The following is a 23121-nucleotide window of genomic DNA, read 5'->3' as shown; positions in this document are numbered from 1 at the left end:
CCGATGCCCCCCACGCCCGCCGCGCCGAGCCACGCGACGGACGCTGGGTCCGTGGTTCCTGCGGCTTCGTCGGCGGCAGCCTTCGCGCCCCCTGTGTAGTCGGTCGACACAAACTTCTCACGAGCCTTCTCGTGGATCTTGTCTCGCAGATTGGTGGGCACGCTGCCGCCAGCGTTAAAGCCAATCTGGCGCTTGACCGTATCCACCACCAGGACCATCGTGTTGCCCGTGTTGTCCTGCTGGCGAAGCTGCTCGGCATACGCCTGGGCTTCTGTCGGCATCGATTCCACAAACACCAGGTAGAGCTTGATGTTGTTCTCCGAAATGCCCTTGTGCAGCAGATCCAGAATCTCCGAGCGGGCGGAAGAATCAATTACTCCGGACTCATCCACCAGCTGGCTATCCAGCGTCACGTCCGCATCCGCCGTACTGCTAGAAGTGGCAGTGGAGGAGGACTGTGCAGAGGCGACGGGCATGGCGTCGGGAAAAAGGAACAATCCTGCCGCACCGGGAACCGCCAGCAGACCTGCGATGGCGAGGGAGGCGGCGACGCGGGAGGAAGAATTCACGGGATTCATGCAGCCCACCTTAACGGAAATTTACCCCTCGTCCGGCTAGGCTCGTTACCCATGCAAGCAATCCATACTTTCGGCCGCGGGGTGGCCGCTACAGCCAGTTTCCTGTATCGCAGCTTTGTGTATGTGGTCCTTGGAACAGTGCTCGTGGCGGCCGTAATCGCGACGGCCACGGCGGCTCATGTGTGGGCGTATGCGCGCCAGGATGCGCACCCTGCATCGGACACGATTTTTGTGTTGGGAGCTGCCCAATATGACGGCGAGCCCTCGAAGTGGCTGCAGGCGCGCCTGGATCAGGCGGCGGATCTGTACGAGGAAGGCGTGGCGCCGACCATCGTGACGGTGGGTGGCAGCCAGGACGGCGACCGATACACGGAAGCGCAGGCAGGCAAGATGTACCTGGTGGATGAGCGGGGTGTTCCATCTGATGCCGTGGTGGAGATCAACGCGGGCGTGGATACGCTGACCTCGGCTGAGGCCTTTGGGCAGTTGGCTCAGGACAACGTCTGGCAGTCTTCAGTGGTGGTGACCGACCCAGGGCACTCGTTGCGAGCCACGCGCATGGTGGAGGATCAGGGCATCACGGCGGAAGGCTCGCCGACGCGCCAAGGGCCGTCTGTGTCTAGCCGCGCAGCGCAGGTCTCCAGCATTCTGCACGAGACAGGCGGGCTGCTGTTCTACGAAGGTGTGGAGCGCGAGCGGGATAACTTCCGCAGCTTCATCACGGATACTCTGTAAGCCTATGGTTCAGAGATATGCATATAGCGCGCATGAGCTGGAGCGCATGCTGCCGGTGGGGGACAAGACACTCGGGCTGGCGGGGACGGTACGCGACGGGCGGGATGACTTCGACCGCGATCGCGCCCGCGTGCTGCACAGCGCTGCGTTGCGCAGGCTGGCGGACAAGACCCAGGTGGTGGGCCCGGGCAGCGGCGATACTCCGCGCACGCGCCTGACGCACTCGCTGGAGGTCGCGCAGATTGCCCGCGGAATTGGCAAGACCTTGGGCGCGGATCCGGACCTCACGGAACTGGCGGGCTTGAGCCATGACATCGGCCACCCGCCGTATGGACACAACGGCGAGCGCGCGCTGGATGAGGCCGCGCAGAAGTGCGGCGGCTTTGAGGGCAACGCGCAGACGTTGCGTATTCTTACCCGTCTGGAGCCCAAAACTCTAGATGCCCAGGGCCGTTCCTATGGGCTGAATCTGACCCGCTCCAGCATCGATGCTGCGTGCAAGTACCCGTGGGGGCCGGTGGACGAATCCGGGGCTCGCCGGGTGAAGTACTCGGCGTACGCCGATGATCTGGAGGTGCTCAACTGGGCCCGCCAGGGAGCGCCTGCGGGCAAGAAGTGCCTGGAAGCGCAGGTCATGGATTGGGCCGATGACGTGGCCTATTCCGTCCACGACGTAGAAGATGGCATCCTGTCCGGCCGCATCACGCTGGACGTGCTGTGGGACTTGGTGGAGCTGGCCCAGCTGGCGGAAAAGGGCGCGCGCGTATTCGGCGGCACCCCGGAGGATCTGCTGGATGCCGCGGATCGCCTCCGCTGCATGGATTTGGTGGTCCGAGCGGCTGACTTCGGCGGCTCGTTGGCGGACCTCACCGCGCTGAAAGCTATGACCTCTGAGCTGGTTTCTCGCTTCGTCACCGCGTGCGTGTCCAGCACTCGCGCGGAGTTCGGTGATCAGCCCCTAGCGCGCTACGCCGCGGATCTGGTGATCCCGCCGCAGGTGCAGGCGGAAGTCACGCTGCTGAAGTCCGTGGCCGTGCTCTACGTCATGGACGAGCGCCAGCACATGGCCGATCAGGAGCGGCAGCGCGACCGCATCTTCCGCGTCACGGAGTACCTGTGGCAGGGAGGGGAGGGCGCGCTGGATCCGCTCTACCGCCAGTGGTTTGTGCAGGCAGACGACGATGTGGCGAAGTTGCGCGTGGTGATTGACCAGGTCGCATCGCTCACGGAGTCTCGCCTGGAGCGGTTGGACCGCACGGCCTTTGGGGTCAGCGCAGCGTGGGCCTAGGGGGCCACGAGCCCCCGACGAGGCGGGGAGTGCGGGAGGTCTAGCCCTCGGCGTCGGGGATAGAACAAAAACTTTCGAAGTGATCGCTGGTGTAGTACCACACATCCGGATCCGTCTCCGAGCCGCCGCCCAACACCAGACGGCGCTCACCGCGGTGGTTCAGGCCGGGCGTTTTCACCGTGTATTCGCGGTAGTAGCTGGATTTTTCCTTGGGCAGCAGGCCTTCGTAGTTGCCGAAGTGCTTGCCATCCGCGGCGCCGTCATCGGGTTCGGCGCCCACGAGGATGTCCTCGATCTGGTCCTGCGCTTCGACCGGCAAGGAATCGTAGGTGCAGCTTTCTTTTCCGACGCCAACCTCGTCATTTCCGCCCTGGTCCTGCTGCTGGGACGAGCGGTTGGAGTTATCCGAAGAACCGTCAACCGCCTGCGAACCGATCCAACCGGTGGCGGCGAGTGCCGCGATGGCAAGAGGGGTGAGGCGCTTGAGGTTCTTCGAATTCATGGGACTCATTCAACCATGAGCCCCGTCATTCGAGAATCCGGAGCCGAGTGATGCTCTGGACTATCCCTCTTGGTCGACAGATTGCTCAATTGAGTCCGAGTTATCGGTGCTTCGATTGATCGGGGTCAGGGGCAGGCGCAGCGCTGCCGGTGCGGAGGCCGGAACCACTGGGTTCTTTGGCTCCACTGGGGTGATGCGGGTGTAGCCCTCGGACTGAGCGGGACGAGGATCCTCATCGCCCTTGTTTGGCCACATCGCAGCGGCGCGTTCTGCACCGGCGGTGATGGATAGGGACGGGTTCACGCCCGGGTTCGCCGCGATGGATGCGCCATCGGTGACGAACATGGTGGGGTAACCCCACACGCGGTTGTATCCATCCACCACACCCTTTTCTGGATTGGAGCCGATTGGGGCGCCACCCAGGAAGTGAGCGGTCAGTGGGATGTTGAAGACCTCAGACCACACGCCACCGGCCAGGCCCTTGTGCATCAGGTTGGCCAGACGACGGGTTGCCTCGTTGCCTTCAGGGATCCAGTTCGGGTTCGGATCGCCCATGCCCTGGCGGGAGCGCAGCAGCAAGAACGGGCCGACCTTCTTCACAAAGGTGGTCAGCGAGTTATCGCGGGTCTGCATTACCAAGTTGATCACGGTGCGCTGAGACCAGTGGTTCAGCTTCACCAGGCGAGGGATGTTCCGCCATTGAATAAAGACCTGCTTGAGGAATTCCAGGGCACGTGGCTGCAGCTTATCGCCGTCCGTCATCAGGGTTTGCAGCAGAGCCATGGCATTCGAACCCTTGCCGTAACGAACGGGCTCGATGTGCGTATCTGGCGCTGGGTAATAGGAAGAGGTGATGGCCACGCCCTCGGAGTAATCCACGTTCGGATCAAAGGTGCCCCGCTGAGCACCCAGGAGTGCCTCAGAATTGGTGCGGGTCAACTTGCCCAGGGAGTCCGGCAGGTTTGGCAGGTTGCCCCTGTCCTTCTGACGGTGCAGCAGGGTCTGGGTACCCCAGGTGCCAGCGGCCATGATGACGTAGTCCGCGGTGAAGGTCTTGTTGCCGGCGTTCTTCTTGCCACGCAGGCGCTTGAACAAGTTGGTTGCGGCGTTATCGGTAGGAGTGGTCTCGACTTCCCAGGTTTCGCTGTTTTTCTTGATGGAGATCACGGTGCTGAGGTCATGCACCTCGGTACCAGCCTGCTCAGCGAGGTAGAGGTAGTTCTTCAGCAGGGTGTTCTTCGCGTTGTGGCGGCAGCCGGTCATGCACTCGCCACATTCGTGGCAGGCGGTGCGGTCTGGGCCCACGCCGCCGAAGTATGGGTCAGACACGGTCTCGCGGGGCTTGCCTTCCAGGCCCACTTTCTCGCCGAAGAAGACACCCACGGGTGCCATGCGGAACGTATCGCCCACGCCCATTTCCTCGGCCACGCGCTTGGAGACCTTGTCCGCGTTGGTCATGGTGGGGTTCTCCACCACACCGAGCATCTTCTGAGCTTGCTCGTAGTACGGGGTGAGCTCTTCTTCCCAGTCGGTGATATCGGACCACTGGCGGTCCTTGAAGTAGAAATCGCTGGGCTTGTACAACGTGTTGGCGTAGTTCAGGGAACCGCCGCCCACGCCAGCTCCGGCGAGGATCATGACGTTATTAAGCAGGTGGATGCGCTGGATGCCGAAGCAGCCAATCTGTGGCGCCCACAGGAAGTCCTTGAGATGCCAAGAGTTCTTGGCGAAGTCCTTGTCCTCGAAGCGTCGTCCAGCTTCCAGAACTCCTACCTTGTAGCCTTTTTCCGTCAGTCGCAGTGCAGAGACAGATCCGCCGAAGCCGGACCCAATGATCAAAACGTCATAGTGAATCATAGCTTTGACTTTAAAACAAAGACCTGCAAACTAATGCATTATTGGAAAATCCTCAGTCAGCGTGCGGGTTTGACGGTGCGGCTGGCTGAGGGCTGCTGGCGCGGAAGGCAGCGACAGCTCAGCCACAGCTCTGGCGACGGCTCTGGCGCAGATGCCGATTTTGCACCCTGCGCTAGCATGTTCCTATGGCTAAGGGTCGGATCCCCGAGGGGGACATCGCTGCGATTCGGGAGAGGACTCCCATCGAAGAGGTGGTGGGCGAGTATGTCCAGCTCAAGCCCGGTGGAGTGGATTCTCTCAAGGGTTTGAGCCCATTCAAGGATGAGAAGACCCCGTCCTTCCACGTCCGCCCAAACAAGGGCTACTTCCACTGCTTCTCTACCGGCGAGGGCGGGGACGTGTTCAGCTTCTTGATGAAGATGGAGCATGTGACCTTCCCTGAGGCCGTAGAGCAGTGCGCCGAGCGCATTGGTTACCGCATCAATTACGAGGGCGGCGGGCCAGCCAAGCGCGAGGAGCCGGGCACGCGCCAGCGCCTGGTGGCCGCCAACAAGGCCGCCTGCGAGTTCTACCAGCAGCAGTTCACCAGCGATATTCAAGGCGCAGACGTGGCCCGCGCGTTCCTCACGGATCGCGGATTCACTTCGGAGCAGGCGCAGCAGTTTGGCTGCGGATTCGCCCCCGCGGGCTGGGACACCCTGACCAAAGCCCTGCAGCGTCAAGGCTTCAACTTCAAAGAGCTGGAGGCCGCGGGTTTGTCTCGCATGGGGCAAAAGGGTCCCATCGACCGTTTCCACCGCCGTTTGCTGTGGCCCATCAAGAACGTGGCCGGCGACGTCATCGGGTTCGGTGCGCGCAAGTTGTTCGACGACGACAAGCTCGGCAAATACATCAACACCCCCGAGACCCTGCTGTACAAAAAGTCCAAGGTGCTCTTCGGTATTGACCATGCCAAGAAGCACATTGCCGCCTCTCACCAAGCTGTGGTGGTGGAGGGCTATACGGACGTTATGGCCATGCACGCCGCAGGTGTGACCACCGCAGTGGCTGCGTGTGGAACTGCCTTCGGTGGCGAGCACCTGCAGATGCTCCGACGGTTCATGCTGGACGATAAATTCTTCCGCGGGGAGATTATTTACACGTTCGACGGCGACGAAGCAGGACAAAAGGCCGCCATGCGCGCCTTCGAAGGTGATCAGCAGTTTGCTGGCCACAGCTACGTCACGGTCGCGCCGGGCGGCCAGGACCCGTGTGATGTCCGGATGGAGCGCGGCGACGCGGCGGTGCGGGAACTGGTGGCCTCGCGGATCCCGATGTTTGAATTCGTGATCCGGACACTGGCGGCCGAATACGACACGGCAAGCATTGACGGGCGAGTACACGCGATGCGGCGCATCGTCCCTGTTCTTGCTGGTATTCGAGACGAAGCGATGCGCGATGAGTACGCGCGCCAAGCCTCGGGATGGATCAGCTGGCCAGACCCGGACGAGCTGCTGGATCAAGTGCGGCGCGCAGCCCGGGAGGGGCAGAGCGCCAAGCCGCACTTGGAGCTGAAGCAGGGCGCTGCGCGCCGGGAGCGCGTCGCCCAGCAGGACAGTGAACCGCAGCAGGAAGCTGAGTACGGTGGCCCGGGCGTGGCGTCGGACCACATCCAGGGCAACCCACAACACGCCGCACCCCGGCTGCGGGCCGTGGAGGGAATGGACCGGCCGGATCCGAACAATGACCTGCTGCGGGCCCCGCGTGAGGTGCTCAAGCTGGCGCTGCAAGAACCACAGCTGGCGGGCACGATCTTTGACCTGATGCCGCCGGAGAGCTTCGGCCACCCCACGTATGTGGCGATCGCGCGCGGTATCGCGGAGGCAGGTGGCGCGGCGCAGAGCTCGGGCGGCGCGGAGTGGATTGACCTGGTGGCCTCGCACGTGCCGGATGCGATGGGCCGTGCCGTGGTCAGCGAGCTGGCGGTGGATGACGTGCAGTGCGAGACCAAGCGCCTGCCGTATTACGCGGACGCGATCATGGCTTACATGCAGGAGCGATGGGTAGGCAACGAGATCGCGGACATGAAGTCCCGAATGCAGCGCATGCGCGGTGACCTACAGGAAGCGGAGTTCCGCGGGGTGTTTGCGGACCTGATGGCGCTAGAAAAATACCGCCGATCGCTGCAGGAGCGCGCGGCGGCGTATGGAGAGTTCACGGACTAGCGTTTAGCTTGTCGCACGCTAGCCGGGCGCGCGAGACACGAGCGGACCTAGCGCTTGCTGACCTAGCGCTTTCGGGGGCGCTTGTTCTTCGCGCTGTCCTTCGCATTGCCTTTCGGCGTAATGCGGTCATTGGGGTGCTCGTAATCGGACTCCACGATGGTCACGCCCTCGTCCAGGCCCTGGCGGGTGGCGCGGTTGAGGTCTCGGATCTCGTGCATCCGCGGATCCGGGTCCAAGCGGTTGGCCACCGCCTTGCGGCCCGCGTGAACTGCCTTGCGGGTGATTTCTGAGTTCACTGCGGTCTCGTAGCCGCGACGGATCTGCTCGTAGCGACGGCGACCAGCCTTGGTGCCCAGCAGGTACCCGGCGGCTGCTCCGACGACTAACTGAATCATTGCTGCTCCTTTAAGTGAACTGTTGGCCGAACAATGTATGCCAGCATACGTGACGGGCTTCTGAGCGGCTCCGGAAAAGCGTGTAAGCATGGGGGAGACGTGATACACCGTGTGTACCCGTGAGTACACAGACAAGCAGGAGGCTTAAGACTCTCATGACTCAGACAGTGCAAGGCATCATCGCGCGGACCAAGGGCGAGCCAGTGGAGCTCACCGATATCGTCATCCCTGATCCCGGCGCCAATGACGTAGTGGTCAAGATCCAGGCCTGCGGCGTATGCCACACCGATATGGCCTACCGTGACGGCGGCATCTCTGATAACTACCCATTCCTTCTGGGCCACGAGGCCGCCGGAATCGTGGAGACCGTGGGCGAGGACGTCACCCACGTGGAGGTCGGCGATTACGTGGTGCTGAACTGGCGCGCGGTGTGCGGCGAGTGCCGTGCCTGCAAGAAGGGCCAGCCGAAGTACTGCTTCGATACCCACAACGCCTCCAAGGTCATGACCCTGGAGGACGGCACCGAGCTGGAGGCCGCGCTGGGCATCGGCGCGTTCGTGGAAAAGACGCTGGTCCACGAGGGTCAGTGCACCAAGGTGGATCCGGATGCTGATCCTGCCATGGCAGGCCTGCTGGGTTGCGGCGTGATGGCCGGACTGGGTGCGGCCGTGAACACCGGCGAGGTGCAGCGCGGCGAGTCCGTCGCCGTCATCGGCGTGGGTGGCGTGGGCATGGCCGCCATCGCCGGCGCCCGTTTGGCCGGTGCCACCACCGTGATCGCCATTGATATTTCCGACGCCAAGCTCGAGCGCGCCAAGAATGAATTCGGTGCCACCCACACCATCAACTCCAAGGACTTAAGCGATGACGAGTTGACGGAGAAGGTTCAGGAACTCACCGGTGGGTTCGGCGTGGACGTTGCCATTGAGTCCGTGGGTCAGCCTAAGACCTACCGCCAGGCGTTCTACATCCGCGACCTCGCGGGCCGCGTGGTGCTGGTGGGTGTGCCTACCCCAGACATGACTCTCGAGCTGCCCTTCTTGGACGTGTTCGGCCGCGGCGGATCCCTGAAGTCCTCCTGGTACGGCGACTGCCTGCCCGAGCGTGACTTCCCCATGTACGTGGACCTGTTCCAACAGGGTCGCTTCCCACTGGACAAGTTCGTGGATGACCGCGTGCAGCTGGGCGAGGTCCAGCAGGCCATGGAGGAGATGGAAAAGGGAGAAGTCCTGCGCAGCGTGGTGGAATTCAGCAAGTAAACGGGCTGCCCGCGGGTGCGGGGGCGAGTGTGGCGTCGGAAAGAAAAGAAGAGGAACAACATGGAAAACATGAAGACAATGTCCGAGACGGGCCTGCGGATCGACCGCGTGGTCACCAGCGGCGTGTTCGCGCTGGACGGTGGCGAATGGGACGTGGACAACAACATCTGGGTGGTGGGCAATGACGACGAATGCGTGATCATCGACGCTGCCCACGACGCCGCGCCGATCATCGACGCGGTGGGCAACCGCAACGTGCTGGGCGTGCTGTGCTCGCATGCGCACAATGACCACATCACGGTGGCGCCGGAGCTGGCGAAGGAATTGGACACGCACATCTTCGTGCACCCCGGCGACATGATGTTGTGGAACGAAACGCACCCCAACGTGGAGCCGTTCCACCTCAAGGACGGCGAAGATTTCCATATTGCGGGCACTGACCTGCAGATTATGAACACGCCGGGGCATTCGCCGGGCTCGTGCGCGTTCTACTTGCCGGAGGCGAAGGTGCTGTTCTCCGGCGATACGTTGTTCGCGGGCGGGCCGGGTGCGACAGGGCGGAGTTTCAGCGACTTCGACACGATCATCGACTCGATCCGCACCAGCCTGCTGACGCTGCCGGGCGAGACTGAGGTGTACACCGGTCACGGCGATGCGACGTCCATCGGTGCTGAGGCGCCGCACTTGGAGGAGTGGATCCGGCGCGGAGAGTAGGGGTTCTGCTGGGTTCGCTGGTGTTGGGGGCCGGTTCGTAAGCTGGGGGGACGAGCGGTTCGTGAGCTTCATACTTCTGGCGCGCTCTTTGGGGTTCGTGTGGTTTTTGAGGTTCGCGTGGGGCCGAGCTTCATACTTCTGTACCAATTCTTGATGGGGCGCGCCACATGCGTCACATTGTCCTGGGGAAACGTGAGGGCCGTTTAGAGTTTTGGTACAGAACTATGGTGGCCTTCAGTCTGCTGGCCGGTGAGTGGCTGGGTGGCGGAGTGAATGGAGTGAGTTTCAGGCTTTCCTACTATTTCTTGCCGGTGCCGTTCACATGCGTCACATTGTCCTGGGAAAACAGGTGGAGCGTTTTCAAGGAATAACAGGAAAACATGGTCAGTCATTTTTGGCCGCCCGGCAGAGTCTCGCGAGAGCACTGCGTGGGTTACCCGGGTCTCGCGAGAATCCCGCAAGGCCTGCGGGAGTCACCTAGGCTGGCCACCCCTAGATTTTTATACCCCCTAGGGGTATGGTTGAGGTCATGGCAACCTTAGATCTGGACATCACGGGCATGACGTGCGCCTCATGTGCCAACCGCATCGAGCGCAAGCTCAACAAAATGGACGGCGTCACCGCGTCCGTGAACTATGCGACGGAAAAGGCGCACATCGACGCCGAGCAGAGCGACGATAGCCACGGCTCGCTGGAACCGCAGCCCTTCATCGACGTGGTGGAGAAGCTGGGCTACCAGGCGTTTTGGAACGATCCGCTGCAGCGCCACGGGACTAGCGGAAGCAATGCGGGTAGCGCTGACTCGGTGGACAGCGCAGGCGCCGCGGGTAAGTCAGGTAGCGCCGAGTCGGCGGTCGCTGCGTCCTCTTCTTCCAGCTCGACGCCAACCTCCTCCCACACCAGCAGCTCACAATCGCCTGCGGGTCAGCCGTCCAGCCATACCGCCAGCCCGCAGCCGTCCAGCCCGCAGCCGTCCAGCCCGCAGCCGTCCAGCCAGCAGCCCGGTAACACCACCACTCAACAACACAACCAGCCCTCCCGCCAGGAGCTGGCCCAGCAGCAAGAGCTGACGTCGTTGCGCCAGCGCCTCATCGGCGCCGCTATCCTCGCGATCCCGGTGATCCTGCTGGCGATGATTCCGCCGCTGCAGTTCACCAACTGGCAGTGGCTTTCGCTGACCCTTGCGGCACCGGTGATCCTGTGGGCCGGTTGGCCGTTCCACAAGGCCACGTGGACCAACCTCAAGCACGGCAGCACCACTATGGACACGCTCATCACGGTGGGCACCATTGCGGCGTTCGCGTGGTCGCTGGTGGCGCTGTTCTTCGGCAGCGCCGGTGAGCCGGGCATGACGCACAGCTGGTCGCTCTTCCCGGAGCACTCTCATCCGCTGGGCCAGATCTACCTGGAGGTCGCTGCGGGCGTGATCTTGTTTGTGCTGGCCGGGCGCTACTTTGAGAAGCGTTCGAAGAAGCGCGCGGGCGAGGCCCTGCGGGCGCTGACCAGCATGGGCGCGAAGCAGGTCACCGTGCTCACCGAGGACAGTACCGAGCAGCGGATTGATGTGGATCAGCTGCAGGAGGGGCAGGTTTTCGTCGTCCGACCGGGCGAGAAGATCGCTACGGACGGCGAGGTTGTTGAGGGCAGCTCGGCGGTGGACGAATCGATGCTCACTGGCGAGTCCGTGCCCGTGGAGGTCAGCCCCGGCGATGAGGTGACCGGTGCGACGGTGAACTCCTCCGGCCGCCTGGTGGTGCGCGCCACCCGAGTGGGGCAGGACACGCAGCTGGCGCAGATGGCTCGGTTGGTGGAGGACGCGCAGTCCGGCAAGGCTGAAGTGCAGCGCCTGGCGGATCGCATCTCCGGGGTGTTTGTGCCGGTGGTCATTGGTCTGGCGATCTTGACCGTGGTGGGTTGGTTGGTGGCCACGGGCGATGTGTCCTTGGCGTTCAGCAGTGCGGTGGCGGTGCTGATCATCGCGTGCCCGTGCGCCCTTGGTTTGGCGACGCCAACAGCGCTCCTCGTGGGCACCGGCCGTGGAGCTCAGCTGGGCATCTTGATTCACGGCCCCGAGGTGCTGGAATCTGCTCGTGGTGTGGACACCGTGGTGCTGGATAAGACCGGCACGGTAACCGAGGGCAAGATGAGCGTCTCTGCTATTCGCGTAGCTGGCGAAGGTGCGGTTGCAGCGGATAAGCAGGCCGAGCTGTTGCGCGTGGCCGCGGCAGTGGAGCACAACTCCGAGCATCCCATTGGCCAGGCGGTAGTGGCCGCCGCGCAGGGTTTTGAGCACGAGGAGGCGCGGAACTTCTCTAGGGCGAAGGTCAGCGATTTCGAGAACATCGCTGGCCGGGGAGTGCAAGCGCGTGTCGATGGTCAGTTGGTGCAGGTGGGCCGCGGGTTTGTAAAGCCTGAGCGCGTCGAAGAGCTGTTGGATGGAGACGCCACGGGCACGCGTGTGCCGGTGATCATCGACGGTGAATTGGCTGGCGTGCTGGTGGTCTCGGACTCGTTGAAGCCATCCAGTGTGCAGGCGATCGCACAGCTGAAGGACATGGGCCTGGAACCCGTACTGCTGACCGGAGATTCCGAGCAGGTGGCAAAGGTTGTGGGCGCGGAGGTTGGCGTCGAAAAAATAATCGCCGGAGTGATGCCGGAAGATAAGGTCACCACGGTCAAGCGGCTGCAGCAGGAAGGTCGCGTGGTGGCGATGGTGGGCGATGGTGTCAACGATGCCGCAGCGCTGGCACAATCCGACCTGGGCATGGCGATGGGAACCGGCACGGATGCGGCGATCCAGGCTGCGGATATCACGCTGATGCGCAGCGATGTGGCGGCTGTAGTGGATGCGATCCGGTTGTCCCGCAGGACTCTGGGTACCATCAAGGGCAACCTGTTCTGGGCGTTTGCGTATAACGTGGCGGCGATTCCGCTGGCGGCGTTCGGACTGCTCAACCCGATGTTGGCGGGTGCTGCGATGGCACTGTCCAGCGTGTTTGTGGTGAGCAATAGTCTTCGATTGAAGGGATTTAAGTGATGAGTGACGCGCACGCCGAAGAATGCACCTGCTCCCACCACGGTTACCTCTCCGATAAGCAGCGTTATCTCGCGCGCTTGAAGCGGATTGAGGGGCAGGTGCGGGGGCTGCACCGGATGGTGGAGGAGGAGCAGTATTGCATCGATATCCTCACGCAGGTTTCGGCCTTGCAGTCTGCGCTCAAGGGTGTGAGCTTGGCGTTGCTGGATGATCACATGCAGCACTGCGTGTTGAATGCGGCGCAGGCAGGGGGAGAAGAGGCTGAGGTGAAGCTGGCGGAGGCATCTGAGGCTATTGCTCGGCTGGTGAAGTAGGGGGTTGTTTCATAGCTTAGCCTTGCCTAAGGCCCTGTTCCAGGGTAACTTATCCCGTTATGGCGCAACGCGGATTCGATAGCCTCGTTCTGAAGGCGATGAAAGCACCGGATTATGAACTCACGGTGCTCAGCACAGAGCGAGTCACCGAGCACTACCTCCGTCTAAGGTTTGAGGCCGGTGGCCTGTTTGATTCTCACCCACCGTTTCCCACTCAGTGGGTTCGTTTGTGGGTGCCCCTTGGTGGAAACAAGGAGCGGCAGCGGGGTTACACGTTGATTGACGCCAAGCCCGAGGATGATGAAGTCACCATCGAGTTTGCACTGCATGACGGACCTGCGGCGAACTGGGCACGCGACGCCCAGCCGGGGGACACCATCACAGCGACTGTCATGGGATCGAAATTTTTGGCGCCGTCTTCAGATCTGACTGAGCTACACCTGTTTGGTGATAAGGCTTCGTTGCCGGCGATCAATTCCATTCTCGATGCGCTTGGCGAGCGCACTATCAAGGTGTGGCTGCACGTGCAGGACGCATCGGATCGGGATTTGCCGGTCCGAGCAAGCGAGTCTACCCAGGTCACGTGGGTCGAAGGAGATGACGAGGCGCTGGTGGACCTAGCGAAGACGCTGGACATTTCGTTTGATGCTTACGTGTGGGTCTCTACTAAGGCACCGGCTACTCGCGCGCTTGGCAAGTACTTCAGGAATGAACTCAAGCTTCCGAAGGATCAGATCGCGGCACTCGCGTATTGGCGCTAGTTGGTGATTGCCGGAGCGTGCCTCGCCTAGCCGCGGTTTGCACGCCGTAAATCGCCAGACCCACCAGCGTCACCACCAGGCCCGCCACCAGCGACTGCCACGGCACGCTCACGGCCAGCGCGAGACAGCCGACCAGGCCCACAATGGGGACCAGCAGGAATGGCCGCTTTTGCTCCTTGGTGAGCGTCATCGCGCTGATATTGGCGATGGAGTAGTACAGCAGAACGCCGAAGCTGGAGAAGCCAATCACCGTCACCAGGTCCGTGAACAGTACGGCCGCGATAACCACCACGGCCACGGTCAGCTCCATCGCGCGGGGGACGTGTCGCTTGGGATCAACTGCCGCCAGCTGGTGGGGCAGGTGTCCATCCCGAGCCATCGCCAGGCCAGTGCGAGAGACACCCAGGATCATCGTCAGAAGACTACCCGTGGCTGCTACCACCGCCGTGATACTCACCAGCGTCATGAGCCAGTGCACGTCGGTAGCAAAGGCCAGCTCGCGCAGCGGCTGATCGGAGTTCGCCAGTCCGCTCATTCCCAGCATCCGGTTCAGCATGAACGCCACCGCGCCGTAGACCAGCAACGTGATGCCCAGGGCGATGGGGATTGCCCGCGGGATGGTCCGTGCCGGATTCTTCACTTCCTCACCGAGGGTGGCGATGCGCGCGTATCCCGCGAAGGCGAAAAACAGCAGTCCGGCGGCTTGCAGCACGCCGTAGAGGCCGGGATCTTGGGTGACGGTGTTGCCGGAAACGCCACGGGCTCCTGCAGGGTTAGCATTCGCTGCGGCGGCCTCGTTCAAAGGAACGTACATGGTCCATCCGGCGCTGTCTTGGCCCTTCGTGAACCACGCCACGGCCAGCACAACGATGAGCGAGACCAGCACAAACGCCACGATCAACCGAGTGGCCAGCGCGGACTTCTGAATTCCCCACAGGTTCAGCGCGGTGATGGCTACTACCACCAGCGCGGCAACGAGCCCTGCGTAGTTTCCGTGAGTGAAGGGGAAGAAGATGGGGATGAGGTAGTGGGCAACCGCAAGCGCCATGGCCGCGCAGGAGGCGGTCTTGCCCGTGATGAATGACCACCCCGCGAGGTAGCCCCACAGCCGGCCGAGTTGCCGCGTTCCGTAGACGTAGGTGCCGCCGCTGGCTGGGTGGACGGCGGCGAGGCGTGCGGTTGATGTTGCGTTGCAATATGCGACGCAAGCAGCCAGCGCCAATGCCACGAACAGCAAGCTGCCCGCCGCGGCGGCTGCGGGTGCAAAGGCAACGAACACACCAGCGCCGATCATTGATCCCAGACCGATGACGACAGCATCAAAGGTGCCGAGGCGACGAGCTAACGCGGGCTGTGCGGAGGATGGCTGCGCTTCATCGGTGTGTGAGGATTCCATGCGAGGTGACGTTACCGTGTGTAACTTGACCCCGCCGAACTTCTTATCGGGGTGAGTTTACTCCTGTGCCAGCGTGAAGCTGGCCACCTGGTTATCCGATGGGGTTGCGGAACCGCCTGAGGGTTCCACGGAGATCATGAGCCTGTCCGCTTGCTGTAATCCTTCCACTGTGGCTTCCATATGCGGTTTGATGTCACTGCGTTCCATCACTCCTGCAGATGTGGAACTGTTTTCCCCTACCAGCCACATTTGGTATGCGCTACCTGGTTCTGGGGCGGGTATATTCTCTAACCGCACAATGCCGCTATCCGTGTCGGTTGCTCGTTCGAGAGAGATTTCGCCGCCTGCCACATTGACTTCGGTGATGGTGGATTCGGTTTGAGCCTTGTCCTTGGAAGGCCAGAGATTTGTTTGCCATGCGAATGCACCCGCAATCAGGAGGACCGAGGCGGCAGCCACTCCGATTAATGCTGTGACAACCGATGCCGAAGGCCGGTTGTGCGCCGCGCCTGCCACAGGCTTGGCTTTGCTTCGGGCTCGGAGCGGTGTCACTGATACTGGTTGGGATTGTTCGTGGTCATCCAACTGAGAGAAAATAGCGGCTTTCAGTTCCGCTGGTGCAGGTTCGGCCACATTCTGCGCCAGATCACCGGCCGTTTTCTCATGCTGGGCAACCAAGACATCGAAGTCTGGGTGGGTGTTGCGTAGACGATGAACGATGGCAAGATCTTCTGGATCTACGGCATGCAGCGCGGTGAGTGCGGCCCACGTGTTGAGGTCAGCGTCATTGTCCGCAGATGGGTTTGGTTGGATGTTGCTCACGCTGACATGCACCTCCTGAGGGCCAGCATTCCATCACGAATGCGCGTTTTCACCGCGGAGAGCCCAGCACCCGTGCGCTGGGCGATCTCCTTTTGAGTAAGTCCAGAATAATAGGCGAGGAATACGCTTTCGCGTTGTAGTTCTGTCAAAGCATCAAGGCATAGGGATACCTCGGTGTTTTCCTCTTGACGTTCTACACCTTCCGTGACGGGTGGGGCAACCGTTGCGGCTTCTTTATTTCCGAATGTTTCCTGCCGGCGCCGGGACGCCTCATGGTTCCTCACGGCATCAACGGCCCTGCCGTGGGCGATTCGGGCGATCCATGACTTTACCGATCCACGATTGTGATCAAAGTGGGAAGCTTTTTGCCAGATTTCCAGCCAGACGTCCTGTGTAGTCTCTTGGGCAATCTCTCGGTTCATGGTGACTTTGAGGATGATGCCAAAGACGAGTGAGGAGAACGTGTCATAAAGCTCAGAGAATGCGTCTCTTTTGCCGAGTGAAGTCTCCGCAATGAGCTCTTCTGGCGGCCTGAGGGGTTGCGCGGTGCGGTCCATTGATGTCCTAGATGATGCTGCGTGGCGGGTTAATGCCCTTGCCATACGTTAGCAAAGGGTGCCGTGAGAACCGGTAAAAGACCAGATCGAGGGGATTTATGGATTGCTGAAAAAATTTTTCCACCTCGACCCAACCTTTGTCCCTTTGGCAACGAAACATGTAATGACGGCGGCAACGGGCTGCTGTAGGAACTTCAAAGAAGGATAGGGAGTATTTCTCATGAAGCGTGAACGCAACCGTGTTGGTTTGAAAGCAGCGAGCCTTGCTGGAGCAACAATCCTGTCACTGAGTTTGGTCGCATGTTCCTCAGATGACGCAGAAGAAACGATGTCCTCTGCCTCGGACACCATGACGTCCATGTCCGAGAGTGCTACCTCTGAAACTGCTACTTCTGAGGAAGCTGCAAACGACGAGGCTCCTTTCGGACCGGGTTGCCAGGCGTATGCGGAGGCGCATCCGGATGGCCCGGCATCGTTGGATGAACTGAAGAAGCAGAACATTGCGGAAGCTGTCGCCAACATTCCGGAGTTGAAGACCCTGACTGCAGCTCTGACCGGTGGACTCAACCCTGAGGTTGACTTGACCGATACGCTCCGAGATGGCGAGTGGACGGTTTTCGCTCCTACCGAGGAGGCTTTCGGGAAGCTGGACGCGGCGACCGTGGAGAAGTTAAAGCAGGATCCGGAGCTGCTGAAGAGCATCTTGACCTACCACGTGGTTGATGGCCAGGCTGCACCTTCTAAGGCAGTGGGCACCCACACCACTGTGAACGGTGCTGAGCTCACGGTTACCAAGGAGGGGGAAGACGTGCGCGTCAATGAAGCAGGCGTGCTCTGTGGTGGCATCCAGTTGGAAAACGCCGTGGTGTACATGGTGGATTCCGTGCTTATGCCTCCGATGGATAAATAGCAGCAGGGTAAATCCCCCTAGAATCCCCCGAGAGTCCTCACAGTAACCGTGAGGAGGTTCTCGGGGATTTTCCGCGGTTGGGGGAAGGCTTAACAGGAGTGAGGGCTGTAGCGAACCTAGCGAAAAGGCAAAACCACCACCCGATGCCGGCTGGCGGTTTTTGTGTTGCTCCCCCAACTGGGCTCGAACCAGTGACCCTTCGATTAACAGTCGAATGCTCTGCCAACTGAGCTATGGGGGAAAGCGCTGGGAAAGAGTCTCACGGGGAGGTTCTCTTTGCAACGAGACTATACTTTATATGCCACGCCACGATAGGTACAAATCGGCAGGTGGGAGGGCTTAGAGGGGGAAGTAGCGAGGCGGGTTTCGGCCAGCGACGTCGGGATGGATATACTTCTTGCAGGCCAATCGCGCGCCACTTTGTAAGAAAGCGTGTGCGGTTGCCGGGGGCTATAGCTCAGTCGGTTAGAGCCGCGGACTCATAATCCGCTGGTCGCGGGTTCGAGCCCCGCTGGCCCCACAAATTGGCTTTCTATTCTAGGAATAAGTGCTTTTGGCAGGCACTTGTAAAATGAGAATTTACTAAATCCCCACGTGAGGCGTTCAATATCCCCCAAATTGATAGGGGGATTTTCTAGTTGCTCAGAGAATTACATTCATTTCGCTTAAACTGTCTTAATTGGCATAGACAGGAGGAGCATGAGGATTCTCGTTTTGTCGCAATATTGGTACCCGGAAAACGGAGTACCGCAGCGACGATGGGCATGGCTTACTGAGGTGCTGACCTCCGCCGGTCACCAGGTTGAGGTGGTCGCTCCCTCTCCTCACTACAAGCAAGCTCTGTCCCTCCGAAGCTGGATTTCAGACACCTTCCGCCGTGCGAACCGTTTGGAGGAAGGCCCAAGCGGCGAGTTCATCAATCGCGTGAGTTATCTGCCTTTTGGTACGTCAATCACCGGCCGGTCGATTAATCAGGGATTTGTTGGAGTTGCCACTCTGCTCATGGCGATTGGAATGTTCCGCCTGAGGGGAGAACCTCGTCCGGATGTCATCATTGGCACAGTACCGGCTTTGCCTACGTCATGGATCACCATGCTTACCTCCAAGGCCATTGGCGTGCCTTATGTGATCGACATTCGCGATGTGTGGCCCGAATTGCTGAAAGAAAACAGGCGATGGAATCGTGCGGTTGGGTCCCGTTCGATGCGGGAAAAGATTCTCTCTAAGGGGCCTTTGCAGATAGTGATCTGGCTGGTGGAGCGTCTAATTCGTCGCTCTCTGAAGAAGTCCGCAGCGATTATTACCACGTCCGAACGCCATGCGAAACATCTTCATGGAGAAGTAGGAATTCATCACCCAATTGTCACTATTCGCAACGTGTTTCCTCCCAAGTCTAAGGCGGAGGAGCGAAAGCCACGATGTCTAGAGGAAAGGTCACTTCGGGTGGTTTACGCAGGCACTGTCGGCCTTGCACAGAACTTGAACAACGTCGTTAACGCATATCAATTGGCTATTGCGTCGGGGACGAGGATCGAGCTAAAGATCATTGGTGCAGGTGCAGCGTTTACTGCTCTCCGTGACCGAGTGAGGGAGGAAGAAATAGATATCGAAGTGATTGACCAACTCCCCAGCCATGAGCTCGGTGACTATTACCAATGGGCAGATACAGCATTGGTACATCTCACGGACTGGTCATCATTTGATATGGCCGTGCCGTCAAAGATTTTCGAGTTGGTTTCCAACGGTATTCATATCACGGCGGCTGTAGAGGGTGAAGCTGCTGAACTCATCCATAACCTGAATGCTGGGCAAATCGTTTCACCTGAAAAACCACAGGAACTGGCGCAGTTTTGGGGTGAGCTGCAAGCTGATTTAAGTAAATGCGAAGTCTCTGACGAAGGAAGAAAGTGGGTGGATTTAGAAAGGACCGTTCGAGCTCCGGAAATTCTTCTTAAGCTCCTTGCACCTTTCGATCCCAATGCGTTGAATCAATCTATTGGGCACAGGAAGCGAGCTTAAAACAATGGACAATGAGCACAAACCCAAGCTTGTTGAAATGATTGGAGCAAGACCGCTTCTTGTTGGGGCCAGTGAAATGTCAGATACGGTCATCCCAAGCGGTATTAGAGACTTTATTTGGTGTGATAGTGAGGCCTATCCGTCTTTGGCCAAAGGTAACGGTTCATGTCCTTTAGTGGTGTCTTGGCGATCATCCACTCAGTTAGCCCAACTGATTTCCCTTTCTGAGTACAAGGGCGCATGGGTGATTGCGGACTCCATGGAGAAAGTGGCGGATGTGTCTGCGCTTGACAGTGAAATTCGATTGAGCGCAGTGGACTCTCTCGAGAAAATCCCGTTCTTGTATCTGAAAAAAGACTCTGAAGCCGAAGAATTACCGAGCCGGGTGGTCTTGGAAGCAGTGGTCGCCACAGCGAGCGTAGAAAAGCGCCGACTGTTGAGCAGGCAGGGAGTTGTCGACGAGATCACTAAGAACATTGCCACCGAAAACTCTTCCGCAGCCAACCAGCGAGTAACGGATTCGCAACTTCGCCGCCGCATTAAGTCGCTGCTCAACGGCAGAGAGAAGCAATTTGCCGCGAGGCTCCCTCGGCCACTATTCCGGGTGGTACTCAAAGTATGGAAGGCGTTGTAGATGAACCACCTTCTTCAGAAAGATCGTCTGTACGCCCCGGGGATTTCGGTAATTATTCCCACGCACCAAGGGCGCGATCGTCTGCCTTCACTCCTCGAATCGGTGGAGGCGCAGTCCCTTTCAACTGAGAAGTTCGAACTGGTCTTTGTCATTAACGGGCCTGATGACAAGACCGGCGACTACCTTATACAGATCCGCAAGGAACGCCCAGAGCTCGTTCTTCGGATCGTCCGATCGCTCAAAAGCGGAGCGGGAGTGGCTCGCAATATCGGGCTGGCTACGGCAACCCGGGAGTTTGTGACTTTCGTAGACGATGATGATCTCATCGAGCCCGACTTTCTCAAGGATTTGTTGGAAGCATCTAGTCTGCGACACATTGCACTGGCACCAATGTGTGATCGGGTTGAAAAATCAGGAGAGCTTCAAATCAGCACGCTGTCTCAGCGCATTCAGGCAATGGCAGGCAAAGAGTTTGCTATCGATGCCGAGCCGTGGACGTTGGGTTTCAATGCCTGTAAGTCACTACCCACCGTAATTGCTAACCAATTGCGATACGACGAATCCTTGACCTCTGGTGAAGATGTTGCATATTTCGCAGGCCTGCTAACGTACCCCGGTCTCACGGTGCGTGCCCTGAAGGATTCAGGCAGCAACCGATATATTCGCACTATCCGGGAACAGTCTGTCTCTCGCAAGAGCGAATCATTCCAATTCAACGTGTCAGATCGGTTGGCCTGCATCGCCAGTATCCAAATGCATTCAACGAGTGGCAAAGCTGAGGCAGCCCAACGAAGTCTGTGTGCCGCTCAATTTGGATTTGTGCAGCATTACTGGGATGCGCACTCCGAAGAACACGAGACCATCCGTGATGCCATCGCTGCGGCCCACGTGAAGTGGGTGCCGTGGGAGCAACTGAACAAGGGGAAAGCTAGACGACTCGTATTTTCCTATTGCTTCCCACCGTATGCCGACACATCGGCCATGGTCGCTGCAAAACTCGTATTGCAACAAGCGGAGTACGTGGACGTGATATCCGCGGATATGTCCCGGGTGCGAAACGTGGACAGCTCACTACTGGACCTTGCTAGCCGGTGGATCGATAGTCGCATTGAGATTCAAACTCCTGCATCTTTCGCCAATTGGAGCTTGATCCTAGAGTTCGCAGAAAACGCTGCTAAACAGGCGGAGAATTTGACCAGGGCTAGAGCCAAGCCCTACGACTCGTTGTACTCACGTGTCATGTGGCCAGCATCCCATCTCGCGGCTTACCTGTATAAGCAGAAGAATCCGGACGTTCCATGGACTGCGGAGTTTTCGGATCCCATGCGGTTGGATGCCAATGCAAAAAAGCGCGACTGTGCGTTAACCTCGGACACACCGACCCTCGAGCTGTTAGCCGCTGCAGACGCAGAGAATCCGCATATGGACGTGGACAACGGATTCGATCTGATTGAGGCTCTTACCCTTATCCATGCCGATGAGGTCGTATTCACCAATGCGAATCAACGAGACGTGGTTCTCAACGCATATGGCAAGGATTTTTCCGAGCAGGTCTTTGCCAAGAGCGTGATTCGTCCGCAACCGGTACCCACGGCAGACATGTATTCAATAAAGCCTCCGGCCGTAACGTCGCCTCGTGAGACCGTCACTATTGGATACTTCGGCAACTTCTATCCCAACCGCGGTCTTGGAGAAGTCTTCGAAACTCTCGAGCGCAGTCAATTGACCACCAGTCGGTCAATTCACTTCCATATCTTCACTTCCAATGTGGAACAGGCCCAGGCGTTGGTTCCGGAACCGTTGCAGGGGATGGTCACTGTGTCGGCGGCGTTGCCGTACTTGTCGTTCCTGTCCACGTCTGCCGTGTTTGATGTTCTTTTCGTTGGCGACGCCATGACGGAAGGAACTTTCAGTACTAACCCGTTCTTGCCTTCGAAATATGCAGATTATCGGGGGAGCGGTGCTCGAATTTGGGCTCATGTCGAATCTGGGTCGCCATTGTCTATGGAGGATGTGGAATTGAAATCCACGATTGGCAACGCGAACGAGATTCAAGAAATTGTCGAGAGCTTGCTCGCACCTGTCAGCAGCGGGTTGAAGCGGGAAGCAAGCGAATGAGAATCCTTAGTTTGCGCTTAGCCGGGCCTACGGCGGGTATCGTCGCTCTACATGGAAAAGGAGCCGATCATCGGACGTCATAGATTCCCAGATTCTGACTCCGCAGAAGTTGAGGCTGACGTCGAAACTGGAGAGGCAGCGATATCGAAGGATTCGGAGGAATCTCGCAAGCTGATCCTTGTTGAAGCCGCGGGATTGAAGAAGCTCGGTGCTCAGCCTGGGCTCTTTAAGTACTTGGCGGAATTGATAGGACGTCGAGGCTTCATCCTCGCTGATGCCAGGTCCAAGGCGTTCAGGACAACAAGAAACTACCGCTTTTGGAAGTTCTGGATCATTGCCGGTCCATTGCTTGATGCCCTGATGTATGGAGCTCTGTTTGGTCTCTTGCTGAAAACGTCGCGAGGTGTAGACAACTTTGTAGGCTTCGTGATTCTGGGCATCACCTTTTTCAGTGTGATGGTGAAGATGCTCTCCGCGGGATCGGGACTCCTAGAAGCCAATAAGAATGTAATGAAGGCATTCTCGTTCCCTCGTGCATCCATCGTGCTTTCGCAAATTCTGCGCTATGTCTATGACACCATCCCGGCAATCGTCGTGGCTGTCATCGCCGCCATTGCTTTCCAATGGGACAAAGGTCTGAGTTGGACGATCCTTCTTACCGTGCCCATTTTCATCCTCATGTGCCTGTTTGGTGGTGGACTCATGTTCATCGCTGCTCGCGCCACATTCTTCCTCGCAGACATCCGTGCCATCATCGATATTTTCTCTCGAGCGTGGATGTTTGGCTCGGGAATTTTCTACGACATTTCGCGATTTGCGGAGAACCCGACTGTGTACAGCATCATGACCTTCAACCCTGCCTATCAGTTCATCCACGCAGCGCGCGAAGTGGTGATGAACCATTCCACGCTGACAATGCACACGTGGTTGGTTCTATCTGCGTGGGGATTTGGAACTTTTTGTGTTGGACTCATCTTCTTCTGGGGAGCCGAGGCGCGCTATGCACGTAGCAAGTAGACCA

General features: G+C 59.3%; 20 protein-coding genes and 2 tRNA genes. 14 read left to right on the top strand and 8 right to left on the bottom strand.

Going from position 1 to position 23121, the window contains the following annotated elements; translation table 11 throughout:
• Positions 1 to 578 (bottom strand): TPM domain-containing protein (locus tag CS919_RS08520; RefSeq protein ID WP_200818367.1); only part of this gene is annotated, 578 nt, incomplete at its 3' end.
• A gap of 51 nt (positions 579 to 629) precedes the next feature.
• Here CS919_RS08520 and CS919_RS08515 point away from each other — a divergent pair.
• Both CS919_RS08515 and CS919_RS08510 read left to right on the top strand, forming a co-directional pair.
• On the top strand, positions 630 to 1313 hold the full coding sequence (locus CS919_RS08515) for a YdcF family protein (protein ID WP_099299052.1): 684 nt from the start codon (positions 630 to 632) through the stop codon (positions 1311 to 1313).
• Between the two features lie 4 nt (positions 1314 to 1317).
• Entirely contained in the window at positions 1318 to 2601 is a 1284-nt protein-coding gene (locus tag CS919_RS08510; protein ID WP_099299051.1) for a deoxyguanosinetriphosphate triphosphohydrolase, read from the top strand.
• A gap of 40 nt (positions 2602 to 2641) precedes the next feature.
• Here CS919_RS08510 and CS919_RS08505 read toward each other — a convergent pair whose 3' ends face one another.
• Together CS919_RS08505 and CS919_RS08500 are read right to left on the bottom strand one after the other, a co-directional pair.
• A complete protein-coding gene (locus tag CS919_RS08505) occupies positions 2642 to 3112 on the bottom strand; it encodes a guanyl-specific ribonuclease (RefSeq protein ID WP_099299050.1) in 471 nt (156 codons plus the stop codon).
• A 51-nt stretch (positions 3113 to 3163) separates the two neighbouring features.
• Positions 3164 to 4960 (bottom strand): GMC oxidoreductase, encoded by a 1797-nt coding sequence (locus CS919_RS08500; RefSeq protein WP_099299049.1) that lies wholly within the window; start codon positions 4958 to 4960, stop codon positions 3164 to 3166.
• 185 nt (positions 4961 to 5145) lie between these two features.
• On the opposite strand from CS919_RS08500, the gene dnaG reads away from it, so the two are divergent.
• Complete coding sequence (gene dnaG / locus CS919_RS08495; RefSeq protein WP_099299048.1) at positions 5146 to 7164, top strand: DNA primase; 2019 nt, start codon at positions 5146 to 5148, stop codon at positions 7162 to 7164.
• A gap of 62 nt (positions 7165 to 7226) precedes the next feature.
• On the opposite strand, the gene CS919_RS08490 is transcribed toward dnaG, so the two are convergent.
• The gene (locus tag CS919_RS08490) at positions 7227 to 7559 is read right to left on the bottom strand and encodes a hypothetical protein (protein ID WP_099299047.1); all 333 of its coding nucleotides are present in this window, start codon (positions 7557 to 7559) and stop codon (positions 7227 to 7229) included.
• Positions 7560 to 7714: 155 nt separating this feature from the next.
• Between CS919_RS08490 and CS919_RS08485 the strand changes: the two genes are divergently transcribed.
• The 5 genes from CS919_RS08485 (at position 7715) to CS919_RS08465 (ending at position 13644) form a co-directional block, all read left to right on the top strand.
• Positions 7715 to 8818, top strand: coding sequence for an S-(hydroxymethyl)mycothiol dehydrogenase (locus tag CS919_RS08485; protein WP_099299046.1), 1104 nt, complete (start codon positions 7715 to 7717; stop codon positions 8816 to 8818).
• A 78-nt stretch (positions 8819 to 8896) separates the two neighbouring features.
• On the top strand, positions 8897 to 9532 hold the full coding sequence (locus CS919_RS08480) for an MBL fold metallo-hydrolase (RefSeq protein WP_099299075.1): 636 nt from the start codon (positions 8897 to 8899) through the stop codon (positions 9530 to 9532).
• A 529-nt stretch (positions 9533 to 10061) separates the two neighbouring features.
• Positions 10062 to 12569, top strand: a complete 2508-nt coding sequence (locus CS919_RS08475; protein WP_234990875.1) for a heavy metal translocating P-type ATPase — start codon at positions 10062 to 10064, stop codon at positions 12567 to 12569.
• Entirely contained in the window at positions 12569 to 12883 is a 315-nt protein-coding gene (locus CS919_RS08470; protein ID WP_099299044.1) for a metal-sensitive transcriptional regulator, read from the top strand. Before CS919_RS08475 ends, CS919_RS08470 begins: the two co-directional genes overlap by 1 nt.
• 59 nt (positions 12884 to 12942) lie before the next feature.
• Positions 12943 to 13644: a siderophore-interacting protein gene (locus CS919_RS08465; RefSeq protein WP_099299043.1), complete on the top strand. Its 702-nt coding sequence runs from the start codon at positions 12943 to 12945 to the stop codon at positions 13642 to 13644.
• Here CS919_RS08465 and CS919_RS08460 read toward each other — a convergent pair.
• The 3 genes from CS919_RS08460 to CS919_RS08450 are packed head-to-tail and all read right to left on the bottom strand — an operon-like array spanning position 13598 to position 16419.
• Complete coding sequence (locus CS919_RS08460) at positions 13598 to 15040, bottom strand: APC family permease (RefSeq protein WP_099299042.1); 1443 nt, start codon at positions 15038 to 15040, stop codon at positions 13598 to 13600. The genes CS919_RS08465 and CS919_RS08460 overlap by 47 nt on opposite strands.
• Before the next feature lie 57 nt (positions 15041 to 15097).
• Positions 15098 to 15862, bottom strand: a complete 765-nt coding sequence (locus CS919_RS08455) for an anti-sigma factor (RefSeq protein ID WP_159460969.1) — start codon at positions 15860 to 15862, stop codon at positions 15098 to 15100.
• Complete coding sequence (locus tag CS919_RS08450) at positions 15859 to 16419, bottom strand: sigma-70 family RNA polymerase sigma factor (RefSeq protein ID WP_159460968.1); 561 nt, start codon at positions 16417 to 16419, stop codon at positions 15859 to 15861. Before CS919_RS08450 ends, CS919_RS08455 begins: the two co-directional genes overlap by 4 nt.
• 220 nt (positions 16420 to 16639) lie before the next feature.
• On the opposite strand from CS919_RS08450, the gene CS919_RS08445 reads away from it, so the two are divergent.
• Entirely contained in the window at positions 16640 to 17329 is a 690-nt protein-coding gene (locus CS919_RS08445) for a fasciclin domain-containing protein (RefSeq protein ID WP_099299039.1), read from the top strand.
• 168 nt (positions 17330 to 17497) lie between these two features.
• Here the strand turns inward: CS919_RS08445 and CS919_RS08440 are convergent.
• Positions 17498 to 17570: transfer RNA gene (locus tag CS919_RS08440), tRNA-Asn, on the bottom strand.
• Between the two features lie 205 nt (positions 17571 to 17775).
• Here CS919_RS08440 and CS919_RS08435 point away from each other — a divergent pair.
• The 5 genes from CS919_RS08435 (at position 17776) to CS919_RS08415 (ending at position 23117) form a co-directional block, all read left to right on the top strand.
• Positions 17776 to 17849: transfer RNA gene (locus tag CS919_RS08435), tRNA-Ile, on the top strand.
• A 179-nt stretch (positions 17850 to 18028) separates the two neighbouring features.
• A complete protein-coding gene (locus CS919_RS08430; RefSeq protein ID WP_099299038.1) occupies positions 18029 to 19348 on the top strand; it encodes a glycosyltransferase family 4 protein in 1320 nt (439 codons plus the stop codon).
• A complete protein-coding gene (locus CS919_RS08425) occupies positions 19326 to 19982 on the top strand; it encodes a hypothetical protein (protein WP_159460967.1) in 657 nt (218 codons plus the stop codon). Before CS919_RS08430 ends, CS919_RS08425 begins: the two co-directional genes overlap by 23 nt.
• A complete protein-coding gene (locus CS919_RS08420) occupies positions 19983 to 22100 on the top strand; it encodes a glycosyltransferase (protein WP_099299036.1) in 2118 nt (705 codons plus the stop codon).
• 51 nt (positions 22101 to 22151) lie between these two features.
• The gene (locus CS919_RS08415) at positions 22152 to 23117 is read left to right on the top strand and encodes an ABC transporter permease (RefSeq protein ID WP_099299035.1); all 966 of its coding nucleotides are present in this window, start codon (positions 22152 to 22154) and stop codon (positions 23115 to 23117) included.
• Positions 23118 to 23121 lie beyond the last annotated feature (4 nt).

This window comes from Corynebacterium dentalis (genome assembly GCF_900232865.1).
GTDB lineage: Bacteria > Actinomycetota > Actinomycetes > Mycobacteriales > Mycobacteriaceae > Corynebacterium > Corynebacterium dentalis.
This window is presented reverse-complemented; position numbering and strand designations above follow the sequence as displayed.